The sequence below is a fragment of the Bartonella sp. LJL80 genome (genome assembly GCF_054871565.1).
Map to the genome: position 1 here is coordinate 423,387 of NZ_JBTXLM010000001.1, position 22,896 is coordinate 446,282.

The window sequence follows — 22,896 nt, forward strand, 5'->3', positions numbered from 1 at the left end:
AGGCATGTTCATTGAACCACAATTCAGGGAGACTCGTGGTGTCTGCAAAATCCAAGGCCGCTCAAAAGGCGCCAAAAGAACTCAACATTTCCACAAAATCAAATGAAAAAGGCATTCTCGGACCACTGCTTTTCGCCCATGCTTCGAGCGAAGATGTCGCAGCCTACCAACCCGACGAGCTTTTAAAGGCCGCGGAACTCGCAGGCGCCGCTTTGTTGCAGCATAAGCCAGGAAAAAGCGTGCTGTCTATCGACCAAAAGGCGGTGACACGCAACAAACAACCCATCACCGTTTTGACACTCGTCAATGACAATAAGCCGTTTCTTCTTGATTCGGTTATGAATGTCATCAATGAACTCAGCAGCCGTATCTATCTTGTAGCGCATCCTGTTGTCGACATTGCCGCCGATGGTAAAAACGCTCTTTCCCTCAAGGCTGAAACAACAGCACAAGAGCCGGCAAAGACTATGCGTCGTGTCAGTCTGATGCAAATCCACATTCAAAACCTCGGAAAAACCCAGGTTAAAAAACTTCAGGAAGATATATCTTTGGTACTGGAGCAGGTTTCAGCCGCGGTGCGCGATTGGAAACCCATGCTTTCCGAAGTACAGAAACTTATGAAATCCTATCAAAAGGATCTTCCTAAGAAGCGCGCGCGCGACGGTGAGAAGGTCGTTGAATTCCTTACCTGGTTGATGGACAATAATTTCACCTTCCTCGGTATGCGTGCCTATGATTTTCGCAAAGGCAAAACACCCACGGAAGCTTTTAAGGCCCGTGGTGTCGAACTCGGAGTTTTAGCCGATTCATCCATCCGAATTCTTGGAGATTCTCGCGTCGAGGAAGCTCCACGTGAAGTGCTTTCATTCATGGAAAGCGACGAATTGTTGATTGTGACCAAGGCAAACAGCCGTTCTATGGTCCATCGTCCTGTCTGGCTTGATTATGTCGGCGTGAAACTGTTCGATAAGGACGGGAAGCTGAGCGGCGAACTGCGTATTGTCGGCCAGTTTACATCCACCGCCTATACAAGTTCTGTGTTGCGCATTCCATTTTTGAAAGAAAAATCACGCACTGTCATCGAGCGTCTTGGGTATAATGCCACGGACCATTCGGGCAAAGCTTTGATCAATGTGTTGGAAAGCTACCCGCGCGATGAAATGTTCCGCGCCGATGTCGAAACGCTTACCCAGAACGCCGGTCTTATCTTGGAGTTGGGAGAACGCCCACGTTTGCGCGTTCTTGCCCATGCGGATCCTTTCGGCCGATTTGTGTCGGTGCTTGTATTCGTTCCGCGCGACCGTTACGACACCGATATTCGCGAAAAAATCGGCGCCTATCTCTTGAAAGCCTATGGCGGGGATTTCTTTGAATTTCACCCCATGTTCATGGAAGGTGCGCTCACGCGCGTTTATTATGTTGTTCACAGAAAGGGTAGCGACGCCGCACCTGTACTGGAACGACTTTCATTGGAAGAAAATGTGGCAGCCATCACCCGCAATTGGGACGACAGTATAGAACTGGCTGCAGCACAAGCACATAGTCCGGTTGAACAGATAGCGCTGGCTAAGGATTTTCCCGATTCCTATCGTGATTCGTTCCAGGCACAAGCGGCTATTGACGATGCCGGTCACATCTTGGCGCTGGACCAGAACCAGCCGCTCAACGTCGTTTTTTACCATCATGAAACCGATGGCGAACATGCGGCGTCGTTGAAATTGTTTCATCGGGGCGATGCGCTTGCTTTGTCAGAACGTGTCCCACTGTTGGAAAATATGGGCTTTCGGGTGATTGCCGAGCAGACATTGGAACTCAAAGACCTTGAGGGCAATGAAGTCTATCTGCATGATATGCAGCTTGAAAATGCTTATGGAAAAGCTGTCGATCTCAGCGACCACGGTGCTTTATTGGCCGAGGCGTTTGAAGCAATCTGGGCAGAAGACGCCGATGATGATGCCTTTAACGCCTTGACGCAAACAGCAAGACTGAATTGGCGCGAGATCATTATTCTGCGCCAATATGGCCGATATTTGCAGCAGGCAGGCATCCCTTATTCGCAGGAACGTTTGGCCAAGGCGCTCAACAGTTATCCTGCCATTGCACGGGATTTGTATGCGCTTTTCCGTTTGAAATTCGATCCTGCACAGAAATCGAAAGACAATGAGCGGAATGAAAAGGCCATTCAGGATCGTATCGAAACCGAGTTGCAAACGGTACCCAGCCTTGACGATGATCTTATCATACGCCGTTACCGCAACCTGATTGCAGCAAGCTTACGCACCAATGCGTTCACGCCGCAAAAAGATGGCAGTGCGCGGCGTATTCTGGCAACAAAACTTAATCCACGCGAAGTGGAAGGTTTGCCGGAGCCGCGTCCTTATCGCGAGATCTTCGTTTATGGACCCGAAGTGGAAGGTGTCCATTTACGTTTCGGCCCTGTCGCACGCGGCGGTATCCGCTGGTCCGATCGTGCGCTCGACTATCGCACTGAAGTTCTCGGCCTCGTAAAGGCGCAACAGGTCAAAAATGCCGTGATTGTTCCTGTCGGCTCAAAAGGTGGCTTCTATCCGCATCGTCTGCCGCAAAGCAATGACCGCGCCGTTGTTGGTGAAGCCGCTCGCCAAGCCTATATCCAATATATCTCGGCAATGTTGTCGATCACGGATAACCTCATCAATGGTAAAGTTGTCCCGCCGAAGGGAGTTATCCGGCATGATGGGGACGATCCCTATTTTGTTGTTGCAGCCGATAAAGGCACAGCCACATTCTCCGATACCGCCAATGCCATCAGCCAATCTTACGATTTCTGGTTGGATGATGCTTTCGCTTCCGGCGGCTCTGCAGGCTACGACCATAAGGAAATGGGCATCACGGCAAAAGGGGCATGGGAAGCGGTTAAGCGCCATTTCCGCGAATTGTTCAGCCGCGATATCCAGACAACACCCTTCACCTGTGTCGGCGTCGGTGATATGTCGGGCGATGTTTTCGGCAATGGCATGCTGCTTTCCAAGCAGACCAAGTTGATTGCCGCATTCGACCATCGCGATATCTTTATCGATCCTGATCCGGATATGGCGAAAGGATTTGCCGAACGTCAGCGTTTGTTCAATCTTCCGCGTTCCAGTTGGCAGGACTATGATGCATCAAAAATCTCAAAAGGTGGCGGTGTATTCTCACGATCATTGAAAACAATCACCTTGTCTGCGGAAGCAGCCAAAGCGATCGGTTTTGATAAAAAAACCGGCACACCATTTGAAATCATCAATGCGATTCTGAAAGCCGATGTCGATCTTCTATGGTTTGGCGGTATCGGCACATATATTCGCTCTTCTGCCGAAACGAATGCCCAGGTTGGTGACCGCGCCAATGATGTCATCCGTATCACGGGTAAAGATGTACGGGCCAAAGTGATCGGTGAAGGTGCCAACCTCGGCATGACACAGCGTGGCCGTATCGAATACGCGATGAAGGGCGGGCGTTGCGATACCGATGCCATTGACAATTCCGCCGGCGTCAATTGTTCCGACATTGAAGTCAATATCAAGATTGCACTGGCATCTGCCATGCGGGCAGAACGATTGACACGAAAAGCCCGTGATAAACTGTTGAAAGAAATGACACCACAGGTGTCGGAACTGGTCCTACGGAACAATTATCTGCAACCGTTGACATTGTCATTGGCTGAAAGCCGCAGCACCATCGATCTGCCCTATCAGATGCGGTTTATGAACGATCTGGAGCGCCGCAAACTGCTAGACCGCAGGGTGGAAATCCTTCCCGACGATCAAGCACTGCGTGAAAGACTTGCACAAGGTCATGGGCTGACACGCCCTGAACTGTCAGTGGTGATGGCTTATGCAAAATTAACGCTGCAAGAAGAAGTAACCAATAGCGCGCTGTCAAATGACAGTTATTTCCAAAATACGCTGTTTGGTTATTTCCCGACGCAGATGCAGAAGAAATATGCGGCCGATATTGAGAGCCACCAGCTGCGTCGTGACATCATTGCGACGATACTGGCAAACGATATTGTCAATCGTGGCGGGCCGACTTTTGTCAATCGCCTGCAGGACAAAACCGGCCAGAGCGTAGAAAATGTTGTACGTGCCTATATTGCGGTACGTGACGGGTTTGACATTCCCGCATTGTATGAGGAACTGGACAAGCTCGACAACAAGATATCGGGCCAGACGCAGAACCGTTTCTATGCGGCTGTGACCCATATGCTGTTTGCGACGACCGGTTGGATTTTACGCAATATCGACCTGACGGCACCGCTTGATGAATTGGTAAAGACCATTACCAATGCAAGGCTGGTGATTGAAAAACAACTTGACCAACTCATGCCGGAATATATGCGGCACAGATTGGGTGAAGTTGCAGATAAATACGTGCAAGAGGGCGCTCCGAAAACGCTTGCCAGACAACTGGCCTTGCTTGATGTGGCAACGATCATACCGGATATCGCACTTGTTGCAAGACAGGCAAAAGCGGATCTGGTTAAAACAGCGCAACTCTATTTCACGCTGGCAGAGATGTTCCGCATCAACCGTATTGAAGAGGCAAGCCACACCATTCCCGTTGTCGATTATTATGATGGCATGGCGTTGGCACAAGCCAATGATACAATCGCTGAAAGTCTACGCGGTATCGTTATGATGGTCTTGAAAACCTATGGCAAAACCAACGATCCGGCAGCTGCCTGGGTCGCTGCCGAAGGTGCACGTATCGAAGATATGACCAACCGTATGAGTGCCTTGATTGAGGGTGACCTCAATATATCGCGCTTTACCTTTGCAGCGGGCATGATGGCCAATCTTGCCGCAAAGCCTTAAACTTAGAGCATTTCCAACAAAAGTTGAAAGGCTTTTGTGTTAGGATAATGCGACAAAACAAAGAGTTAGAGTGAATCCATGTTTCAATCAAAAACGGATTCACTCTTAAGCATTTTCCGAAAAGTGTGAAGCGCATCCGTGGGGAAAACGATTCACAGGATCGTTTTCTTAATCCCACTCCTACCGGACAAAAAATGCGGGAAAACAAAAACTCAGAGCACGTATTTGGTTCATCAAATACCGAACGTGCTCTAGGCGTCATCACAAGTGATAAAGGGAGGGTTTGACCCTCCCTTTTTTAATTTTATAGATGAACTGCGATAAATCGGAAGCTTGAGACGCGCCGGTCTGATGCAATCAGGCCGAAAAGCGCTCTCGAGCGTCGATCTGATCCATTGTTTACGCCGCGTTTTTATCCGATAGGAGCAGGACAAAGAATTGATCCGATGAATCAATTTTCCTGCGGATACGCTTCACACTTTCAAAAAAACGCTCTAAATCGGATCTATACGTCCGAGCTTGAAAAAGCCCAATCGTGCTTCGCCATGCTTCACCGATAACGCCAATACCGGATCTCCATCGGCATTTTTAGGCATCGCACTCAAGGCAAAGAAAATTGTTTGCAAATTGTCTGCTTGGGACGGGAAAAGTGTCCGCGCTGTGCGCAGCATCTCGTTTTGATCGGCTATTGCAATTTCAAATTTCGCTGTCAGATAGCCTTCGTCATCAAAAGCAAAGGGACCGGATAATTTAACCGAACCACCACTTGCAAATGTAATATTGGCTGCTTTCAGCAAGCCATCATGACCACGCAAACGCTCCACCCAATTGCTTTCATTTTGCGGTGCAAACAGGATGCGGGCATTGTTCAACGACCACTCTATATCACCGTCTATCTGCGGCAGAGGCGTGTTTTCACCCGGAATGATCACAGGTAAATTCAGCTCGTCAAATGTCAATCGGGCAGAAAGATCTCCGTTTAAGCCTTTGGCATCGAAACGGAGAAATTTCGCTGTGCTGGTGTCAACAAGTGCTTCCGCCTCTGCTTTCGCACCGATTTCGAAGTTTTCAGCCCTAAGGTTGATTGCATCGGGTATGCGGCGGCTGATATCCGTTTCAACTGTCAGGTCGCTCCATTTCGCAGAAAGCGGAAGAAGCCCGGGCAATTCAAGTGAGGCCGGTGCACGAACCGATAATTCGAGCCATCGCGGCGCGTAAACAGGTGCGCCTGCGGTAAGCTTTTCACTGGAAAACGAAAAGCCCTTCATTGACTGCCGGAGGTTGACCGTGTCGCAAGCCACACCGATGCGCAAAGGATAGCCGGTTTTATGCATATTTTCACACAACACCGCGAAACCACGTTCGTCATAGAGCTGTAATTGGGCAGCAATTTTTTCTTCGACCTTGCCTGCAAGGACGAACCAAACAATTGTATAGATAAGAACAATGAGGCCGATAATCGCGACAATTATAAATTGGCAACGATGGCGCTGCTCTTTTTTCTTGAGCATCATTTCGCTTGACGGCATAACCAGTCTTTCTGCATTTTCCTGTTTGAAGGCCATTTTAGGACAAAAAGAATATCCTTCGTTTCTCTATATACATTTAATATGGCTTTCATGCACAAAACGTTTCACAATATTTCTATATGGCAAAACATGGATTAGGCAAGACATGGGTGATTTTTGGGTATTCGGATACGGGTCTTTAATGTGGAACCCGGGATTTGCCTATGATGAAATGGTGCAAGGGCGCCTTTACGGCTATCATCGTTCTCTATGTATCTATTCCCACCATTATCGCGGCACGCCCGCCCATCCCGGTTTGGTGCTCGGTCTGGACAGGGGTGGCTGCTGTGAGGGTATGGCATTCCATATCCCCGAAAACCATGCACAAACGACCTTCGACTATCTGGTTGAGCGTGAACAGGTGAACGGTGTATATCTCGAAAAGCGCGGTGCCGTGCATTTATGCGATAAGAGAATCGTCAACAGCTTATTTTTCGTCGCCGATCGGGCACATTCACAATATGCAGGAAAACTGGTGCCTGAAACTATGGCCGAAATTGTCAACGAAAGCCGTGGCCTTGCTGGCCCGAACCGCGACTATGTTACCAACACAATTGATTTACTGCGTAATGTCGGCATTCGGGACAATATCCTAGAACGCTTGGAAAAATTGTTACCCGATGGCCGCTAGAGCATTTCCAGAAAAAGTTGAATCAGCTTTTTTCGTTGGACAATGCGACAAATAAAAAATCTGGGGCAAATCCATGCCCCAATTCAAAGAAGATTTGCTCTAGAGCGCTTTTCGACCTGATGCTATCCGCCCGGCGCGTCTCAAACTTTTAATTTGTCGCGGTATATTATCCGATTGATGATTCACATCAATCGGGAACCGCTCTAATGCATGTCGCGATTTATTAGATTTAAACGACGTGCATGAAGTATTTGTTTTACTGTGATAGAAGCAGGATTATGAAACAGTCTTATCGACTGTTTAACCGCGGATGTGGTTCCCACTATCCGCTACACGCTTTGTCGTGTGGTCTGATTTTCCGAAAATCTTTGACAAGGCGTTTTCCAGCCAATTTCGCAAGGCCGGATCATAGATAAAACGTGAATCCAATTGCTCTTTTGCAGATTGTGCGCCCTTAAGGCTCAAACGCTCCGCACCATGCACCACCCAGCGCTGCATCATCACCCGCGTCAACTCAGCATGAAACTGAAGTGCCCAAGCATTTTCGCCATAACGAAAGGCCTGGGTTGGATAGGCATGGCCTTTTGCCAGAATATCAACTTCCGCGGGTAGATCGTAAATACCTTCACTATGGAAATGATAGACCATTTCCGGCCATTCCATAAGGTCATTCCCCTTGCAGGTCGCCTCAATCGGGTACCAACCGATCTCTACCTCACCATCACAACGTGGTTGCACACGTCCGCCAAGGTTGCGTGCCAACATCTGCGCGCCGAGACAAATACCCAGAAACGGCTTGTTTTCTTTCAAAGCCACCGAGATCCAATCTATTTCTTGACGGATGAAAGCCTCATTATCATTCGCACTCATCGGGCCGCCGAAAATAACGGCGCCAGCATGATCTTCCAAAGTTTCTGGAAGACGATCACCCATGACCGGGCGATAGATATCAAGCTCAAAACCGCTCTGCTTCAGGATTTGGCCAACCCGACCAGCGCTTGAGGTTGCCTGATGGAGGACGACCGCGATTTTCTGATTGAGAGGCGGTTTATTCTCATAAAAATTGTCTTCTGCCGCAGACATTTTATCTGACTGACCTATTCTTGATCTGGTTGTAGATTGAGCCTTTGCGCAACCTGTTTTTTCAATGCCAGCCGATCATCACGATCGACTCCGATTAACTCTGCTATGCGCCAGACGAGATTTTCCTCAAGCTCATAGACATGCCCATCGGCGAAAGCTATTTCCCATAAAAGACCGATAAACGCCACACATTGTTGCGGCGTAAGATGGCGTTTTAATGTCGATGTGAATACGAACAGGTCGATCGAATCCCGGTGGGCCTGACGGCCAGCTTCAATCAACGTTTTTAGTTCATCGCCTGCAAGCGCGTATTCACGCGCGACAATATCTTTTAACGCCTGCCGTTCTTCCCCTTGTTCTTCACCATCGGCATCGACGATATAGAACAGCAAGGCAACAACCGCAATCCGGGGATCATCATCGCCGAAATCGTTTTTGTTTTTGCCCAGTGATTGTATAAATCCTGTCAAACGTTGAAAGACCAAAACCCCCTCCTGTTCCGCTTAACCCAAGCAGATGTTCCCTATAGACTATTTCCGCTTCCAAGCAAAACGCCGGAAGCACACTTATTTTACGCTATCATAGGCAAAGTGCCCCGACACGCAAGTGGGCTTATACATATAACATTCACAACACGATAAAAGCCGTGTTACGTGCCGCCGCTGTTTAATTGCGAAAGATGCCATCCATCGGCAAGAAGCGCGGAGGAAGGCGAAAAGCGGGTAATGTAACCGGTTAAGCTTTTCGACAAGGAATATTGATGCTGTTTTTATATCCCTTCGGGATATGGGTGATTTTCCGGTAACTTTTTCGAAGCGGCTTGAAAATATTGACATTTCCAGCGGCCCTCCTCCTCGTTCCCAATACAATTTGTGTCCAAGCCATTCAGCGTCAAGTCTGAATTGTCATTGCGACCTAATGGTCACGTATGCCAGGATCATCGACATTAAGCCGGGTTGTATCGACGGGCTTTTCTTCACGGCGAGGATCAATAGCATCAACAATCGTCACGTGATCAGCTGCGAGCTTTTCACTATTCTGTTTTTCAGCAGATTTCTTTTCCTTAGGTCGCGAAACAGTTTTTTCATCACGGGCTGGCGCGTCATCCTGCGCGTCTATAACCTTGCCTGCATCGGCAATTCTTGGATTGGACGGCATAATTTCATCCGGTTCCAAGGCTAGCCCCAGATGACGCGAGGGCGTCTTCCACTCGTAAACATCCAAACGTCCACTCAAAGGCGATACCGGCGCCCATTCCTCAAATGTAACACCATCGGCAATCCAGACCGGATCACGTTCAGCCCGAACAGCCAATGAAAGCCACTGCCGAACCAATCCCTGATCTCCGCTTTGCGCTTCTTCTATGTCGGCAAGCAAAAGGTAAGCACTCTCACGCGGTTGGATACGCACGGCCTTTTCAGCCTGTTCGCGGGCCAATTTCAACTCGCCAGCATCAAAAGCGGCACGCGCAACAATAAGGCAGGAATCATAATGGTCCGGATTATATCCAGCCAATGTTTTTGCTCTCTTCAAACGCTCAACGGCCGGTTCCTGTCCATCAAGATAGATGGCTGCGAGATCTGGATGAGGTGTTTTCTGCCATAATGCTTCCACCAATTTATCCGATTTGCGCTTTTCATGAAGCTTATAAAGGATATCGGCGGCAACAACTGTCGACGGGATGAACGAAGGATCGAGTTTTTGCGCTTTAAGTGCAGAACTGCGTGCATCGTCAGGATGATTTTCAAACATATCCATCGCTTGTCCGGTGAGCAGCACAGCGCGCCGATGATTGAGATATTTGGTAGACCTTTCAGCCCTCGGCAAAGCTTTTTCCGCACGGTCGAAAAGCGCAATCGCCTTATCCCATGTCCCGTCGGCACTCAATCGATCAAGCATGGCGCGATTGGCCCATTTGACCGAAGGTGAAACGAATGTGGCCTGCTCGGCATATTGACCTGCAGCTTCAAAAGCACCGGATTTAATCGCCTCACGGAAAAGGCCATGCAAGCCGGCCAAGCGTGTCTGCGGCTGCTTGCTCATTTCCTCATAAAGACGAATAGCATTGGGTGTGTCGTTTTCAAGCAGCAACGTTTGTGCTTCCAGATAATTGACCAAAGGCTCATTTCGACTGTCGAGATATTTGCTTACGCGGCTTTTCATCCGTCGTGCCGTATCCAGATCGCCGGAAAGCACAGCAAGTAGTCCGTTTGACAAAGCTTCATGGCCTTTTTCCAGCCTTTGCTTTTCGAAATGTCGTGAAATATTTTTCGGTGTCGAAAACACCATGCGCAAAAGCCATATGACACATAATGCGACGATGATGAAAAGAACGAGCAAGGCGACTGCCGTAAGAACAGAAACTGTCACACGATTGGCCCCAAACGTCATGACAATATCGCCCGGATTATTGGCAACCCAAGCAAATGCGCCACCGACGACTGCTACAAGAAGAATGTAAAGAAGTACCCGAACCATGTCTCTTCCCTTTTTAATTCCCGCCTTGTGGCGCCGGTGCCTGCATGGCCATTGCGATGACTTGTGCAAGAAGGGCGTCAGCATCCTGTTTGACGCGCAGCTTTTGCACGAAATCCTGCGACACGTCCTTGGCATTTTGCGGTAGATTTTGCCACTCGCTCAAGGCTTGCCCATAGTCGCCGGCCTTAATGGCAACTTCCATGCGCGCTGCAATTGCAGCCGGATTAGCACCTTCGACATTTCCGACGGGACGGGACGAGACGAGCCCTTTGGCACCAGCCCAAAGCTGTTCGCCAAAACCTGCATCCGCCGGTGCGAGATTTTCGGTCGCTGCAATGGCATCTGCTACACGGGCAAATTCTGCCGACAACATCGCTTGATTGGCGAGCCCTGTTGCTGCACTTTTCTGTAATCCGTCAAGCAACATCCCCTCAGGAGCAACAGCCTGCAATGTTTTTAACTCGTTGACATAGGAACCACCGCGATCAACGGCGTTTTTCAACGCGTTTGCCGCCATGATAACGGCTATCTCTTTACCTTGCACAGGAGAAGCGAGTTGCGTTTTGAGTGTTTCAATCTGTTGTGAAAGTGCTTTGATCGTTTCGGTGTTCGCCGCTGCAAGTGCCAGAGCCTCGCCAGTCTTTTGCGGCAGATTACCGATCGTTGTCATCCTTTGGTCAAGTGCATCGAACTTCTGCATCAATGCATTCAAAGCTTCAGGATTTCCAGCTTCAGCGCCGATAGAATTGACGGCGTTTTCGAGCGCGCCTATAGCCTGCCTGATGTTCGCCAATTCGGTTGCCATTTCCCCCACCTGCTGGCGCGCTGCCGCAGCAATTTCAGCCGTATCATCCAATGCTTTGCGATCAGCCGGCAGCAATTGCGAAGATTGCGCCATATCATTCGATGATACTTGGCTTTTCAGGCCATTCAATTCACCAGAAACCTGATCAAGCTTTTCTTGGAAACTTTTATCGTTTGAAAAAGATGGTATCACACCTGACCATTGTAGCCCTGCGCCAAGCAGCAGTGCGACAACGCCACCGGCTACACCTGAAAACAAATGGCCGCCAGTGGATTTCTTGCCGTGTGGTGATTGTTGTCCTGAAACCGAAGATATTGACGGGTTGCTTGCTTGCTTGGCACCACCGCCTGCAGCAGTCTTGGCCGTTGCGGTTGTCGTTTCATCTTGCGCAGAATCAGACATTATTTTTTCCTGTTTCTTTTCACTGGCATTGGGTGTGGCAATGGGTTCTGCTTCCGGCGTGGTTTTACGCTGTGGCTCATGGTCGATCACCGGCGGCTTGCGTGTTTTTCCGGCATGCTGTGATTTAGCAGGTGGTTTTGCAGACTGTGCCATTGCTCCTCACTTTCCTTTTCTCTCATGTTACCAGATAAACGAGCGAGGTGAAGGAAAGGTTTATAGATTTTTCACGCTCCACCCTTCACATGGTCGCCACGTTCCCGCATCGTTATCAAACCAGTACCGCTTCAATCCCTTCCAGCATCGCTTCTTCATGCGGCTCATAGGCGATCACCGGTATCTGGGATATCGTTTTTGGTATCGCCTGCGCTATGCGTGTCGATAAACACAACAAGACAGTCGAGGGGTTAAGATATGCACCGATCTGCTCCAGTTCCATGGCTGCCATAGCGGAATAAAGCATCACAACTTCTATTCTTTTCGGCAATGCCGCTAATTGTTGCGCGTTCAATTTTATCGGTTTGGTATCGTAAACTTCAACCACCCTTACATGGTCATATCGTTCAGCCAGAAGTCGTTCCAAATCCGGACCACGGACATGGCCGGCAAGATATAAAAACTGGGTATGTGTTGGACAATCGATTGCGGCAACCAATTGTGCTGCTGTGCCTGCAACAAGGGCGATGTTTGCAAAGCCCGCTTGTTTCGCGGCCTCAGCGGTGCGTGGCCCGACACAATAAAGCGGTTTGCCGAATAAAACCTGTTGAAGCGCGATATCCATTTGCACAAAAACCGTTTCGCTTGTGATGATCAAAGCATCGCCGATCAAAGCTTTCTGATTGATTTGCAAAGGACGTGTTTCACACAGCGGCAATACATAGGGAGTCAAGTTCATATCGCGCAAATGTTGTTCTGTGCGGCGTGCCCCCGGCAGTGGTCGCGTTACCAGAATTGCCATATGAAACTCCTTTTCCTGTGGTGCAGGCTTTGATCAATCCGTCAACAAACCTTTGCCATAACACACTTCTATTTTGATAGAATCGGTTTCCATCTTCGTCTGTCCATGATACCGACACACGAACAATCTTATCAAAAGGGTCTAGCCTGAAATGCGCGTTTTGGGAATAGAAACAAGTTGCGATGAAACAGCCGCCGCCATTGTCGAGCGTGATGATGATGGAAATGCGCGCATTCTATCGAATATTGTCTGGAGCCAGATTGATGATCACGCGCCTTTTGGCGGTGTTGTCCCTGAAATCGCAGCCCGTGCCCATGTCGATATTCTCGATGGCTTGATAGAAAACGCACTCCGGCAGGCCGATATGCAGCTATCGGATGTTGATGGCATCGCTGCAACAAGCGGGCCCGGACTTGTCGGCGGGCTGCTTGTCGGTTTGATGACTGCAAAAGCTCTTGCTTTGGCTGCGAACAAGCCTTTTCTCGGCATCAACCATCTCGAAGGGCATGCCCTGACAGCCCGATTGACAGACAATCTGCCCTTCCCCTACCTATTATTGCTCGTCTCTGGCGGCCATACCCAGATGATCCTCGTAAAAGCGCTGGGCGACTATGAACGTCTCGGCACAACAATTGATGATGCTTTGGGCGAGGCGTTTGACAAAACCGCAAAATTGCTGGGACTGCCATATCCGGGCGGGCCGGCTGTGGAACACGTCGCCCGGTCAGGCGATCGCAAGCGTATTGATCTACCCCGGCCTTTAAAAGGCGAAAAGCGGCTGGACTTTTCCTTCTCCGGATTGAAGACCGCTGTGCGTCAAGCTGCAACAGACATGGCACCGCTTAGTCCGCAGGATGTTGCCGATATTGCGGCAGCTTTCCAATTCGCCGTCACCGACACATTGTCGGATCGCGTTGGTCGCTCCCTTCAGCGTTTCGTTGAACAATTCCCTCAATGTGCGCATCCAGCACTGGTCGTGGCAGGGGGGGTCGCTGCCAATCAGGCTATCCGCACCGAACTGCAGAACCTATGTGATGCCCACGGTTTTCAATTTGTCGCTCCACCTTTGGCACTCTGTACGGATAATGCCGCCATGATCGCCTATGCGGGTGCAGAACACTTTGCCCGTGGGGACAGCTCGACGCTTGATATCGCACCGCGTTCCCGCTGGCCGCTGGATGAAAAATCCGCCCCGTTGATCGGTGCCGGTAGAAGAGGAGCCAAGGCATGACGAAAAGTAAGAAAATTGCTGTAATGGGCAGTGGTGCCTGGGGTACGGCGCTGGCGGCAATGGCACGGCGGCTGGGGCACAATGTAGCACTTTACGGTCGTGATGTTGCCACGATTGACGGGATAAACAACCAGCATATCAATGCCCGTTATCTGCCGGGAATCACATTGCCGGACGATATTCGTGCCACGACAGATCCTGCAAAGGCGCTTGCCGATGCCGATCTGGTGCTGGGCGTCATTCCGGCGCAATCCTTTGGTTCCGCGCTTGCTGAATTTTCCGCCTTTATTCCACGCAATGCCCCGTTAATATTATGTGCAAAAGGTATCGAACGGGAAACAGGGCGTTTTATGTCCGATGTTGCCGAAGATCTGTTGCCCCATCATGACATTGCTGCCCTCTCGGGCCCAAGCTTTGCTGATGATGTTGCACGCGGCCTACCGACAGCCGTGACCATTGCCGCCAGAAATCTTGATCTTGCCCATGATCTTGCCGCATTGCTTTCCGGGCCAGTTTTCCGCTGTTATTCCAGCGATGATCTTATCGGTGTGGAAATTGGTGGCGCATTGAAAAATGTTCTGGCATTGGCGGCGGGTGCTGCAAGCGGGCGCGGATTGGGTGCCAGCGCTCAAGCGGCCCTTGTTACGCGGGGTTTCGCGGAGCTGCGCCGTGTCGGGCAAGCTATGGGTGCAAAAGCTGAAACCATGACCGGCCTTTCTGTCTTGGGTGATCTTATTTTGACGTGTTCATCGCCGCAATCGCGCAATTTCTCTTACGGATCAGCATTGGGCGCGGGCAAACCAACCCAAGGCTTGAAATTGGCTGAAGGTGTAGCAACAGCGCCCATTGCCGCCAAATTATGCCATGACAAAAATATCGATGCGCCGATCATCGAGGCGGTAGCCGCCTTGCTTGACAGACGATTAACCATCGACCATGCTGTGACGGCACTGATAACACGACCCTTGAAACCGGAGGACTGATCCATGCTTTATGCGGTGATCTGCAACGATAAAAAAGACCATTTGCAATTGCGTTTGGATACACGTCCCGTGCATCTGGAATATCTGCAAGGGCTTGGTGCAACGCTGAAATTTGCCGGACCTTTTGTAGATGATCAAGGCAAAGCAAACGGCACATTAATGGTTGTCGAGGCACAGACACTGGAAGAAGCCGCTGCTTACGCTGCTGGCGATCCTTACGCAAAAGCCGGTTTGTTTGCCAATACAGAAATCCGTCCTTGGAATTGGACCATCAACAATCCTCAAGCAGGCTGAATCCATGGCTTACTGGCTGTTTAAATCGGAACCGTTCAAATGGTCTTGGCAAATGCAAAAGGCCAAAGGCGACCAAGGTGAGCAATGGGATGGTGTTCGCAACTATCAAGCGCGCAATAATATGCGCGCCATGCAATTGCATGACAAAGGGTTCTTTTACCACTCGAATGAAGGTTTGGAAGTGGTTGGCATTGTAGAAATATGCGCACGCGCGCACCATGACACAACAACCGATGATCCGCGTTGGGAATGTGTTGATATCCGTGCGGTTTGCGACATGCCGAAGCCTGTTACTTTGAAAGATGTAAAAGCCAATCCCAAATTGGAAAACATGTCTTTGGTCACATCCATGCGCCTTTCAGTACAACCGGTTACAAAAGATGAATGGATAGAAGTTTGCCGGATGGGCGGCCTGCAACCGGCACCAGAATGAGCAGACGTGCGTTCATTCTGGCCAATACCGCACCAGTTCCATGCCTGAACATCCATCGCATCCTGCTTTACCAAGCCAACGAGATTCACGATCTCTGGCATAAGACGCAAGATCAACTTGACGCTATGGCACTTGCACCACCTTTTTGGGCTTTTGCGTGGGCAGGCGGCGAAGGTTTGGCACGTTATATTTTGGATAATCCTGAAATCGTCGCGGGCAAGAGAGTGCTCGATTTTGCTTCCGGCTCCGGCCTCGTCGCCATTGCTGCACGGCAAGCAGGCGCAGATAGCGTTTTAGCCAACGATATTGACCCTTATGCTTGTGACGCTATTGCCCTCAATGCATCCTTGAACAAGGTTTCCTTGGCGGTCGATGCAGATAACCTTGTTGGTCGAGATGATTTATGGGATGTGGTTTTGGCGGGAGATATTTTCTACGACAAATCCATGACCGAACCTATTGTTATCTGGCTGCATGGCTTGGCAAAACGTGGTGCAACGGTACTTGCTGGCGATCCTGGGCGGGCCTATAGACCTTTAAGCGGATTAACCAAAAAAGCCGGCTACCACATGAAGGTTTCGAAGGCCATCGAAGAACAGGATTATAAAGATGTGCAGATCTGGCAATTCTGCGCTTAACGATGATGCCGACATAAAGTGCTCATATCAATCACATTGCGTCTCACCCCTTCATCATTCAGTAATTGTTAACGCTATGTTGCATCAAACATCCATGACAGCGCTGCAAAAGCGAAAATCATCTCCCATATAATGCATGAACGCATGATTGCCGCAATTTATGGTCAAAGACAACGCGGTCGGGCTTCTATGCATAGGGTAGAACTATGATATCGGTCCACCGAAGACCGACTGAATAGGAGGATGAAAGGGCCTTCATGGGAATATTTCAAATCATCCGCGCTGTTTTATCGGTCATTGTGGCATTTCTTGTGATCGTCATCGCTGTCAACTATGCCAACAGTCAAGGTCTCGACAAAGCATCACAGCCTTTGCCGGCAATATTGCTGGAGAAAATGAAGGCTGAAAATATCGACCCACAAGCGCCGATCTATTTGCGTGCCTTTAAAAAGGAAGGCATTGTAGAGGTTTGGAAGCAGGCGCGTGATGGGCAATACCGGCTGATGAAAGCTTATGAGATATGCAAGTGGTCAGGAAAGCTTGGGCCGAAATTCAAGGAAGGTGATTACCAAACGCCGGAAGGATTTTATGAGATCGGCCCGGCGCAGATGCATCCAAAATCCAATTACCATTTGGCATTCAACATCGGCTTTCCCAATGCTTTCGATCGCGCCAATGGACGCAACGGATCGTTTCTCATGGTACACGGTGCCTGTAAATCTGTTGGCTGCTACGCAATGACGGATGCTGGCATTGAAGAAATCTATGCTTTCGCGCGCGAAAGTTTTGATGGCGGTCAAACAAGCTTCCCTTTTCACGCCTTTCCGTTCAGGCTTGATGCGCGAAATATGCAGCTTTATGCGATGGATGATAATATGGCGTTCTGGACACAATTGAAGACGGCCTATGACATCTTCGAGATCACGCATAAACCACCGCGGGTCGAGATATGCGGTAAAAACTACGTTTCGGCGGTCCATGATGATGAAAGACCTCTAGAAACTCTTTGTAAGGCAGGGGATAAAAACCTCATTGCAACATTGGATAAAACATATCAACGCCGTTACATGATGGAGTTTATCCGTCATGCTGCGGCAGGTGAGCAAGAGCAGCTTTTGGAGACGATGAAAAAGCCTATTATGCCAAAACAATGAGAAAACAGTTTTTGCCTTAGGGGAAGTTTAATCTTTTTTGGCAATATGTTATGAAGGATTATCGTCCCGTTATCGTCATTTTGCAATTGGGACATGCGATGTGTCCGGCACACGGTCATTCGGAGCTTTTTGTATGAAATTTAGAACCGTACTTCTTGCATCATTTCTTGCTTCCGCCACGATCCTGACAGGCTGTCAGGAAACGGCAACTTTGCCCCAAGTCGGCAAGGCCACGCAGGAATTGCCTAAAAAAGTGCAAGACAAAATGGTGGCGAAGAATATGGAAAAATATTCGCCTATCGTTGTGCGTGTTTTCAAAGAAGAAAGCACTGTCGAGGTTTGGAAACAAACCCGCAATGGCAAATATGATCTGATTGCATCCTATGACATCTGCAAATGGTCCGGAAAACTTGGTCCTAAATATATGGAAGGTGACCGTCAGGCACCTGAGGGTTTCTACACCATCCGTCCCGGCCAAATGAATCCGAATTCAAACTATTATCTTGCCTTCAACATCGGGTTTCCCAACGCTTACGATCAAGTCAATGGCCGCACGGGCCAGCACCTGATGGTGCATGGTGCATGTTCATCGTCGGGTTGTTATTCTATGAGCGACGAAAACATCGCTCAAATTTATGCCTTCGGTCGCGATTCCTTCAAAGGCGGCCAACGGGAATTTCAGCTGCAGGCCTTTCCATTCCGCATGACGGCCGCCAATATGGCCCGTTACCGCAAGGACCCGAATTACAAATTCTGGACTATGTTGAAAGAAGGCTATGACATTTTCGAAGTCACGCGCAGACCCGCTAAGGTTGATGTGTGTGAAAGGCGCTATGTCTTCAACCGTACAGCGAATGGAGAAAGCCTGTCACCCGCAGGCGCCTGCCCGCCAGCAGCATATGAGCCTTCATTGCAGACAGCCTATTCATCCTATCAGAAGAAATATGATGACGCTTTTTCTTCAGCATCTGAAAAGAAGGCCAAAACGCCTGCTCCAACGATTCAAGGTGTGCAGGAGGCCAAACTGGTCGCCGATTGGAGCCGCAAGCGCGCAGCAGGTGTTAAGGTTTCCCGCGAGCCACCATCTTTGACACCAACGTCCAGCGAAGCGCCCAATGCACCCGATATTGCAGCGCCAACAGCTATTGCCGCCAAATCACCCGTTTCGGTGGAAACCACTGCAAGCACTGTAAAACCAGCACCCAAGCCGGTCACAGGACAGTCTTTGGCAGAAGAGGAAGCCGCAAACACCACAGCTCCGGTTGTGGTTGAACCGGCGGTCGAGAAAAAATCGATCTGGAAGTTATTCGGTGGTTGATACAACCGTCATTTACGACTTGAGCGGGCTTCGCTGCCCGCTACCTCTTTTAAAAACACAAAAAAAGAAAAAGAGCCTGTCCCCAAATGTCAGGCTCGTTGTCTTGAGCGATGACCCTTTGGCGCCGTTGGATATCACCCATTATTGCCGCCAGAACGGTTTTTCTGTCGAGGTGGAAGATAAAGACGGGGTCTATCACATTTCGATCATATGATGATCGCTGTTCATATACCACTCGTTTCGAGAGCATTTCCAACAAAAGTTGACAGACTTTTGTGTCAGGATAATGCGACAAAACAAAGAGTTAGAGTGAATCCATGCCGCAATTAAAAATGGATTTACTCTGACAAAACGTCAAAACCGTTCAAGCATTATCGATTAGAATTTTATTCCCGGTATAGCTAATGGATTATCCATCATGGCATGACGGTCAGCCGTGTCGATAGCCGGTTTGCTCAAAAACGCATCGAACAATTTTTGCACCGTCGCTTCCTCTAAACCGTCGGTAATCATCACCAAGCGGGTCTGCCGATTATCATCGGGCCATGCATCTAACCGTACCGGCGGGTGAAACAAGGTCTGCACACCATGAATGATAACCGGTCGGCCAGGATCTTCAGCCAAAGCGACGATACCTTTCATACGCAGCATTTGCGGGCCATGCAGTCCCCGTAGCAGATCGATAAACGCATCCAGTGCCGCATAGGGTATTGCTTCATCATGGGTGAGTGCAAAAGCGCGGATTGTCCGGCTGTGTCGGTTCACATCATGATGGTGGTGGTGATGGTCGTGCATATGGGCAGCGAGCCAATTTTTTACATCAGACGTTTTGCTTTCCACATCAAATACGCCGATATCAATCAAAGCGAGCGGTTGAAAAGCCGGATCATTAGCCCGAAGAATCGAGGCAGTGGGGTTGAGACAAGACAATTCCTTCAGCAGTGGAAGAGCATCGTCTCCTTCTTGCAGCAGATCCGTTTTGGTTAGAACGATCCTATCGGCGAAAGCGACCTGTTTGCGCGCTTCTTCGTGCTTGAACAATGTTGAAAGTCCATTCACGGCTTCAACCGTTGTAACCACGCCATCGATCACGAAAGACTGTAACATTGCAGGATGACCCATTATTGCCTGTAGGATGGGCGCAGGATCGGCAAGTCCGGTGGTCTCGATGATGATGCGCTTCAATCGCGCTATGCGTCCGGTTTGTAGCCGATCGATCAGATTGGCCAAAGTGTCCATAAGATCACCACGCATGGTGCAACATAGGCAACCGTCCGACAATTCGATAATACCTTCATTGGCCTGCTCGACCAATAAATGGTCTATCCCGACTTCGCCGAATTCATTGACGATAACGGCCGTATCGGCAAGAAGCGGATCATTCAGAATACGATTTAACAGTGTTGTTTTTCCTGAACCGAGGAAACCAGTCACAACCGTTACAGGAATTCGTTGTGGTACATGACTCATTGCATCGTTCCATAAGCGGGGCGTTGAGCAGGGATTGGAACCTTCCACGCCGGAATCTCACCCGGTTTGACAGGTGCAGGCGCTGAAATCAATCGAACTTGCATCACCTGCAATTGACTTGGCATTGCATTGATAAAAGGCGAATTGAAGATCGTTTTGCCTTTTTCATCGCGATATTGCATGCGGACTTTCCAGGCATCTTCATTGCATATCTGATCACGCACATTGGTGATTTGCGCCAATTTCGTCCCATAGGGCTGCAATGTCGCCAATGTTGTTTGTGACGAGCCTTGATTTGCAAAACCATCATTGAGAAGTTTGGCAGCCAGCGCTTCACGCTGATCAATGCGTTCAGCACCTAAAACCACCGCTACAATTGTGCGGCCATTGCGTGTGGCAGATGCTGCAAGGTTGAAACCGGATGCACAGATAAATCCGGTTTTCATTCCGTCAGCACCGGAAAAACGACCAATCAGATTATTGGAATTCTGTTCGATCTTTCTACCATCTCCGAAATCAATAGCCGGAATGGAAAAGTAATGTGCATATTGCGGAAATTCCCGACGGATTTGCACGGCAAGAACAGCGATATCTCGTGCAGTGGAATAATTGTTCGGATCGGGCAAGCCATTGGCATTGGCAAAATGGCTGCCAAACATACCCAAACGTTGCGCCTCGGCATTCATACGGTCAACAAAGGCTGCCTGTGAGCCGCCAACGGTTTCCCCAATGGCCGTTGCAAGATCATTGGTTGATTTGACCATCGTGATGGAAAGCGCCGTATCGAGATCAAGCACAGAACCTGGTTTATACCCTGAATGGCTGGGCGGTGCCTTGGCTGCCGCCGCACTGATTGTCACCCGCGTCTGCGGCGTTACCTCGCCGGCCTGTAGGGCGCGAAATGTGACATAGGCGGTCATCATCTTTGTCAAAGACGCCGGATACCAACGGTCAAACGCCTCATGATGGGCCAATACACGTCCCGTCGCCACATCAACCGCAATGTAAGGATTGGCACGGGCTATCGTACCAATCAACATCAACATTATAAAAACGGCAAAGCCGCCCATTCGTCTAAGCATATTCAATAATCCAAATCTTTCCGGTCTTGCCGATTGTTATCTATTTAACCCAGCTTTGCCAGAAAAACAAAACACAACTGTGTAGGCAGCGCCGCAGATTGAATGTTGATCCCGAAATCCTGAACCAACATATCAACCGTTTGGAAGGAAAACGATCACGATTGATCGCATGTGACCTCATCCGACTTCAAACCCTTTGCCTTGCTTTCACAACCATCCACTCAAAACAAGGATGCCGAGCCTCCCGCAACATGATATAAGTACAAAATGCCGCAGTTTCATGGCATTGAAGCAAGTCAGAAAAAGTCTTATCTGCGGGATATAGCAGAAGGTGCAAATTGAAGAGGGAAGGAAAACATCATGTATGAACGTATTCTTGTCGCAACTGACGGATCAGAATTGGCCGACCGCGGTGTAGATGCCGCCATTGAATTGGCGAAAAAAACCGGTGGTGAAGTTTTTGTGGTTACAGTCACCAGCCTTATGCCTTCTTATGGTATTGTTGTTGGCGCAGAATGGGCGGCAAGCCCCGGCGCATTCGACGAATTCCGTAAGGAAATGGAAGATGGCGCACGCAAAATCCTTGAAGGCGCCTTAAACAAGGCTGAACAGGTCGGCGTAAAAGCCAAAGGAATCCACGCCGAAAATCAGCTGGCAGCAGCCGGTATTGTTGATGCCGCCAACGAGCATGATGCCGATCTTATCATCGTTGCATCGCATGGACGACGCGGCGTCAACCGTCTCATTCTCGGCAGCCAAGCCTCAGAAGTGCTGGCAATGAGCGAGCGACCGGTAATGGTGGTAAAATAAACTATACCAAATCATCAACGGAAAAAGCGGGCTCTAAGCCCGCTTTTTCTTTGAACTTGGTCTATGGCGCTGCCTATCTTTAACGCATCACCGCGGCCTTGGTAGCTGATGTTGCATGAGATCCGGCAGTGCTTTTCTGAGAGCTCTAACAATAAAAAATGCAATAGCGACTTTAACAAGATCGCCGGGGATGAAAATGAGATCGCCAAGAAGCGCCTTGCCATAGCTTATATCAATCATATGCGCCAACCAGATGACGCCAAGACCGTGATCGACGAGGATGGCACCCGTAGCCAAGGCAATGATTTCTTTCACAGGCGTGAGATTATTACGAAACAAAGCGTAGAGCGCACCGATAACCCAAGCCGCTATAGGAAAACCGATAAGATAGCCGGTTGAAGGGCCGAAAAACACGGAAATACCGCCACGGCCACCGGGAAGCAGCGGTAAGCCGGCGGCAACGAGAATAAGCAAAACCAAACAGGCGCAAAACCCCCGTTTTGCACCTAACACTGCACCAGCCAAAATAACCCCCAGAAGTTGCGCCGTTATCGGCACCGGAATAACTGGCACGGGAATGGCGGGTATAAAGCCTAAAGCGGCAATCAATGCTGCAAAAAGGGCTATCGCTACAATATCTTTGATTGTCATTCTCTCTCCGATTTTCTGTTGGACGCGTGCAGGTTTTTTTTCATCAAACGAGCGCTCGGCTTCTTTAGTTTAATT

Annotated in this window: 20 protein-coding genes; 11 read left to right on the plus strand and 9 right to left on the minus strand. The window is 49.4% G+C overall.

What is annotated here, in order from left to right; all coding sequences use genetic code 11:
• Positions 1-38: 38 nt before the first annotated feature.
• Positions 39-4,835, plus strand: a complete 4,797-nt coding sequence (locus ACYSNS_RS01905) for an NAD-glutamate dehydrogenase (protein ID WP_461721430.1) — start codon at positions 39-41, stop codon at positions 4,833-4,835.
• Positions 4,836-5,329: 494 nt separating this feature from the next.
• On the opposite strand, the gene ACYSNS_RS01910 is transcribed toward ACYSNS_RS01905, so the two are convergent.
• Positions 5,330-6,349, minus strand: a complete 1,020-nt coding sequence (locus ACYSNS_RS01910) for a DUF2125 domain-containing protein (RefSeq protein ID WP_461721431.1) — start codon at positions 6,347-6,349, stop codon at positions 5,330-5,332.
• A 148-nt stretch (positions 6,350-6,497) separates the two neighbouring features.
• Between ACYSNS_RS01910 and ACYSNS_RS01915 the strand changes: the two genes are divergently transcribed.
• Positions 6,498-7,034: a gamma-glutamylcyclotransferase gene (locus tag ACYSNS_RS01915; RefSeq protein ID WP_461721882.1), complete on the plus strand. Its 537-nt coding sequence runs from the start codon at positions 6,498-6,500 to the stop codon at positions 7,032-7,034.
• A gap of 300 nt (positions 7,035-7,334) precedes the next feature.
• Here ACYSNS_RS01915 and ACYSNS_RS01920 read toward each other — a convergent pair whose 3' ends face one another.
• The 5 genes from ACYSNS_RS01920 to ACYSNS_RS01940 form a co-directional block, all read right to left on the minus strand.
• Positions 7,335-8,117, minus strand: a complete 783-nt coding sequence (locus tag ACYSNS_RS01920; protein ID WP_461721432.1) for a glutamine amidotransferase — start codon at positions 8,115-8,117, stop codon at positions 7,335-7,337.
• Positions 8,118-8,131: 14 nt separating this feature from the next.
• Positions 8,132-8,602, minus strand: coding sequence for a tellurite resistance TerB family protein (locus ACYSNS_RS01925; RefSeq protein ID WP_461721433.1), 471 nt, complete (start codon positions 8,600-8,602; stop codon positions 8,132-8,134).
• 430 nt (positions 8,603-9,032) lie between these two features.
• Positions 9,033-10,595, minus strand: a complete 1,563-nt coding sequence (locus tag ACYSNS_RS01930; RefSeq protein WP_461721434.1) for a heme biosynthesis HemY N-terminal domain-containing protein — start codon at positions 10,593-10,595, stop codon at positions 9,033-9,035.
• 13 nt (positions 10,596-10,608) lie between these two features.
• Positions 10,609-11,955, minus strand: coding sequence for a COG4223 family protein (locus ACYSNS_RS01935; protein ID WP_461721435.1), 1,347 nt, complete (start codon positions 11,953-11,955; stop codon positions 10,609-10,611).
• Positions 11,956-12,070: 115 nt separating this feature from the next.
• Positions 12,071-12,757, minus strand: coding sequence for a uroporphyrinogen-III synthase (locus ACYSNS_RS01940; RefSeq protein ID WP_461721436.1), 687 nt, complete (start codon positions 12,755-12,757; stop codon positions 12,071-12,073).
• A gap of 151 nt (positions 12,758-12,908) precedes the next feature.
• On the opposite strand from ACYSNS_RS01940, the gene tsaD reads away from it, so the two are divergent.
• The 8 genes from tsaD (at position 12,909) to ACYSNS_RS01980 (ending at position 19,022) form a co-directional block, all read left to right on the plus strand.
• Positions 12,909-13,988 (plus strand): tRNA (adenosine(37)-N6)-threonylcarbamoyltransferase complex transferase subunit TsaD, encoded by a 1,080-nt coding sequence (tsaD, locus tag ACYSNS_RS01945; RefSeq protein ID WP_461721437.1) that lies wholly within the window; start codon positions 12,909-12,911, stop codon positions 13,986-13,988.
• The gene (locus ACYSNS_RS01950; RefSeq protein WP_461721438.1) at positions 13,985-14,971 is read left to right on the plus strand and encodes an NAD(P)H-dependent glycerol-3-phosphate dehydrogenase; all 987 of its coding nucleotides are present in this window, start codon (positions 13,985-13,987) and stop codon (positions 14,969-14,971) included. Before tsaD ends, ACYSNS_RS01950 begins: the two co-directional genes overlap by 4 nt.
• A gap of 3 nt (positions 14,972-14,974) precedes the next feature.
• Positions 14,975-15,265 (plus strand): YciI-like protein, encoded by a 291-nt coding sequence (locus ACYSNS_RS01955; protein WP_461721439.1) that lies wholly within the window; start codon positions 14,975-14,977, stop codon positions 15,263-15,265.
• Between the two features lie 4 nt (positions 15,266-15,269).
• On the plus strand, positions 15,270-15,698 hold the full coding sequence (locus ACYSNS_RS01960) for an EVE domain-containing protein (protein WP_461721440.1): 429 nt from the start codon (positions 15,270-15,272) through the stop codon (positions 15,696-15,698).
• Positions 15,650-16,336: a class I SAM-dependent methyltransferase gene (locus ACYSNS_RS01965; RefSeq protein ID WP_461721441.1), complete on the plus strand. Its 687-nt coding sequence runs from the start codon at positions 15,650-15,652 to the stop codon at positions 16,334-16,336. Before ACYSNS_RS01960 ends, ACYSNS_RS01965 begins: the two co-directional genes overlap by 49 nt.
• A gap of 257 nt (positions 16,337-16,593) precedes the next feature.
• The gene (locus ACYSNS_RS01970) at positions 16,594-17,490 is read left to right on the plus strand and encodes a L,D-transpeptidase family protein (protein WP_461721442.1); all 897 of its coding nucleotides are present in this window, start codon (positions 16,594-16,596) and stop codon (positions 17,488-17,490) included.
• A gap of 133 nt (positions 17,491-17,623) precedes the next feature.
• Entirely contained in the window at positions 17,624-18,808 is a 1,185-nt protein-coding gene (locus ACYSNS_RS01975; RefSeq protein WP_461721443.1) for a L,D-transpeptidase family protein, read from the plus strand.
• Positions 18,801-19,022 carry a sulfurtransferase TusA family protein gene (locus ACYSNS_RS01980; protein ID WP_461721444.1) on the plus strand — a complete coding sequence of 74 codons (222 nt, stop codon included), beginning with the start codon at positions 18,801-18,803 and terminating at the stop codon, positions 19,020-19,022. The genes ACYSNS_RS01975 and ACYSNS_RS01980 overlap by 8 nt, the downstream gene beginning before the upstream one ends.
• Positions 19,023-19,186: 164 nt before the next feature.
• Here ACYSNS_RS01980 and ACYSNS_RS01985 read toward each other — a convergent pair whose 3' ends face one another.
• Both ACYSNS_RS01985 and ACYSNS_RS01990 read right to left on the minus strand, forming a co-directional pair.
• Positions 19,187-20,278, minus strand: coding sequence for a CobW family GTP-binding protein (locus ACYSNS_RS01985; protein ID WP_461721445.1), 1,092 nt, complete (start codon positions 20,276-20,278; stop codon positions 19,187-19,189).
• Positions 20,275-21,360: a D-alanyl-D-alanine carboxypeptidase family protein gene (locus tag ACYSNS_RS01990; RefSeq protein ID WP_461721446.1), complete on the minus strand. Its 1,086-nt coding sequence runs from the start codon at positions 21,358-21,360 to the stop codon at positions 20,275-20,277. The genes ACYSNS_RS01985 and ACYSNS_RS01990 overlap by 4 nt, the downstream gene beginning before the upstream one ends.
• Before the next feature lie 360 nt (positions 21,361-21,720).
• Between ACYSNS_RS01990 and ACYSNS_RS01995 the strand changes: the two genes are divergently transcribed.
• Positions 21,721-22,170: a universal stress protein gene (locus tag ACYSNS_RS01995; RefSeq protein WP_461721447.1), complete on the plus strand. Its 450-nt coding sequence runs from the start codon at positions 21,721-21,723 to the stop codon at positions 22,168-22,170.
• An 87-nt stretch (positions 22,171-22,257) separates the two neighbouring features.
• On the opposite strand, the gene ACYSNS_RS02000 is transcribed toward ACYSNS_RS01995, so the two are convergent.
• Positions 22,258-22,821, minus strand: coding sequence for a biotin transporter BioY (locus ACYSNS_RS02000; protein WP_461721448.1), 564 nt, complete (start codon positions 22,819-22,821; stop codon positions 22,258-22,260).
• Between the last annotated feature and the right edge of the window lie 75 nt (positions 22,822-22,896).

What these genes read in the sequence shown, in the direction of transcription:
- ACYSNS_RS01910 (WP_461721431.1), bottom strand. Translation starts at nt 6,349, where the DNA reads ATGATGCTCAAGAAAAAAGAGCAGCGCCATCGTTGCCAATTTATAATT.
- ACYSNS_RS01920 (WP_461721432.1), bottom strand. Translation starts at nt 8,117, where the DNA reads ATGTCTGCGGCAGAAGACAATTTTTATGAGAATAAACCGCCTCTCAAT.
- ACYSNS_RS01930 (WP_461721434.1), bottom strand. Translation starts at nt 10,595, where the DNA reads ATGGTTCGGGTACTTCTTTACATTCTTCTTGTAGCAGTCGTCGGTGGC.
- ACYSNS_RS01935 (WP_461721435.1), bottom strand. Translation starts at nt 11,955, where the DNA reads ATGGCACAGTCTGCAAAACCACCTGCTAAATCACAGCATGCCGGAAAA.
- ACYSNS_RS01940 (WP_461721436.1), bottom strand. Translation starts at nt 12,757, where the DNA reads ATGGCAATTCTGGTAACGCGACCACTGCCGGGGGCACGCCGCACAGAA.
- tsaD (WP_461721437.1), top strand. Translation starts at nt 12,909, where the DNA reads ATGCGCGTTTTGGGAATAGAAACAAGTTGCGATGAAACAGCCGCCGCC.
- ACYSNS_RS01950 (WP_461721438.1), top strand. Translation starts at nt 13,985, where the DNA reads ATGACGAAAAGTAAGAAAATTGCTGTAATGGGCAGTGGTGCCTGGGGT.
- ACYSNS_RS01955 (WP_461721439.1), top strand. Translation starts at nt 14,975, where the DNA reads ATGCTTTATGCGGTGATCTGCAACGATAAAAAAGACCATTTGCAATTG.
- ACYSNS_RS01960 (WP_461721440.1), top strand. Translation starts at nt 15,270, where the DNA reads ATGGCTTACTGGCTGTTTAAATCGGAACCGTTCAAATGGTCTTGGCAA.
- ACYSNS_RS01965 (WP_461721441.1), top strand. Translation starts at nt 15,650, where the DNA reads ATGGATAGAAGTTTGCCGGATGGGCGGCCTGCAACCGGCACCAGAATG.
- ACYSNS_RS01970 (WP_461721442.1), top strand. Translation starts at nt 16,594, where the DNA reads ATGGGAATATTTCAAATCATCCGCGCTGTTTTATCGGTCATTGTGGCA.
- ACYSNS_RS01975 (WP_461721443.1), top strand. Translation starts at nt 17,624, where the DNA reads ATGAAATTTAGAACCGTACTTCTTGCATCATTTCTTGCTTCCGCCACG.
- ACYSNS_RS01985 (WP_461721445.1), bottom strand. Translation starts at nt 20,278, where the DNA reads ATGAGTCATGTACCACAACGAATTCCTGTAACGGTTGTGACTGGTTTC.
- ACYSNS_RS01990 (WP_461721446.1), bottom strand. Translation starts at nt 21,360, where the DNA reads ATGCTTAGACGAATGGGCGGCTTTGCCGTTTTTATAATGTTGATGTTG.
- ACYSNS_RS01995 (WP_461721447.1), top strand. Translation starts at nt 21,721, where the DNA reads ATGTATGAACGTATTCTTGTCGCAACTGACGGATCAGAATTGGCCGAC.
- ACYSNS_RS02000 (WP_461721448.1), bottom strand. Translation starts at nt 22,821, where the DNA reads ATGACAATCAAAGATATTGTAGCGATAGCCCTTTTTGCAGCATTGATT.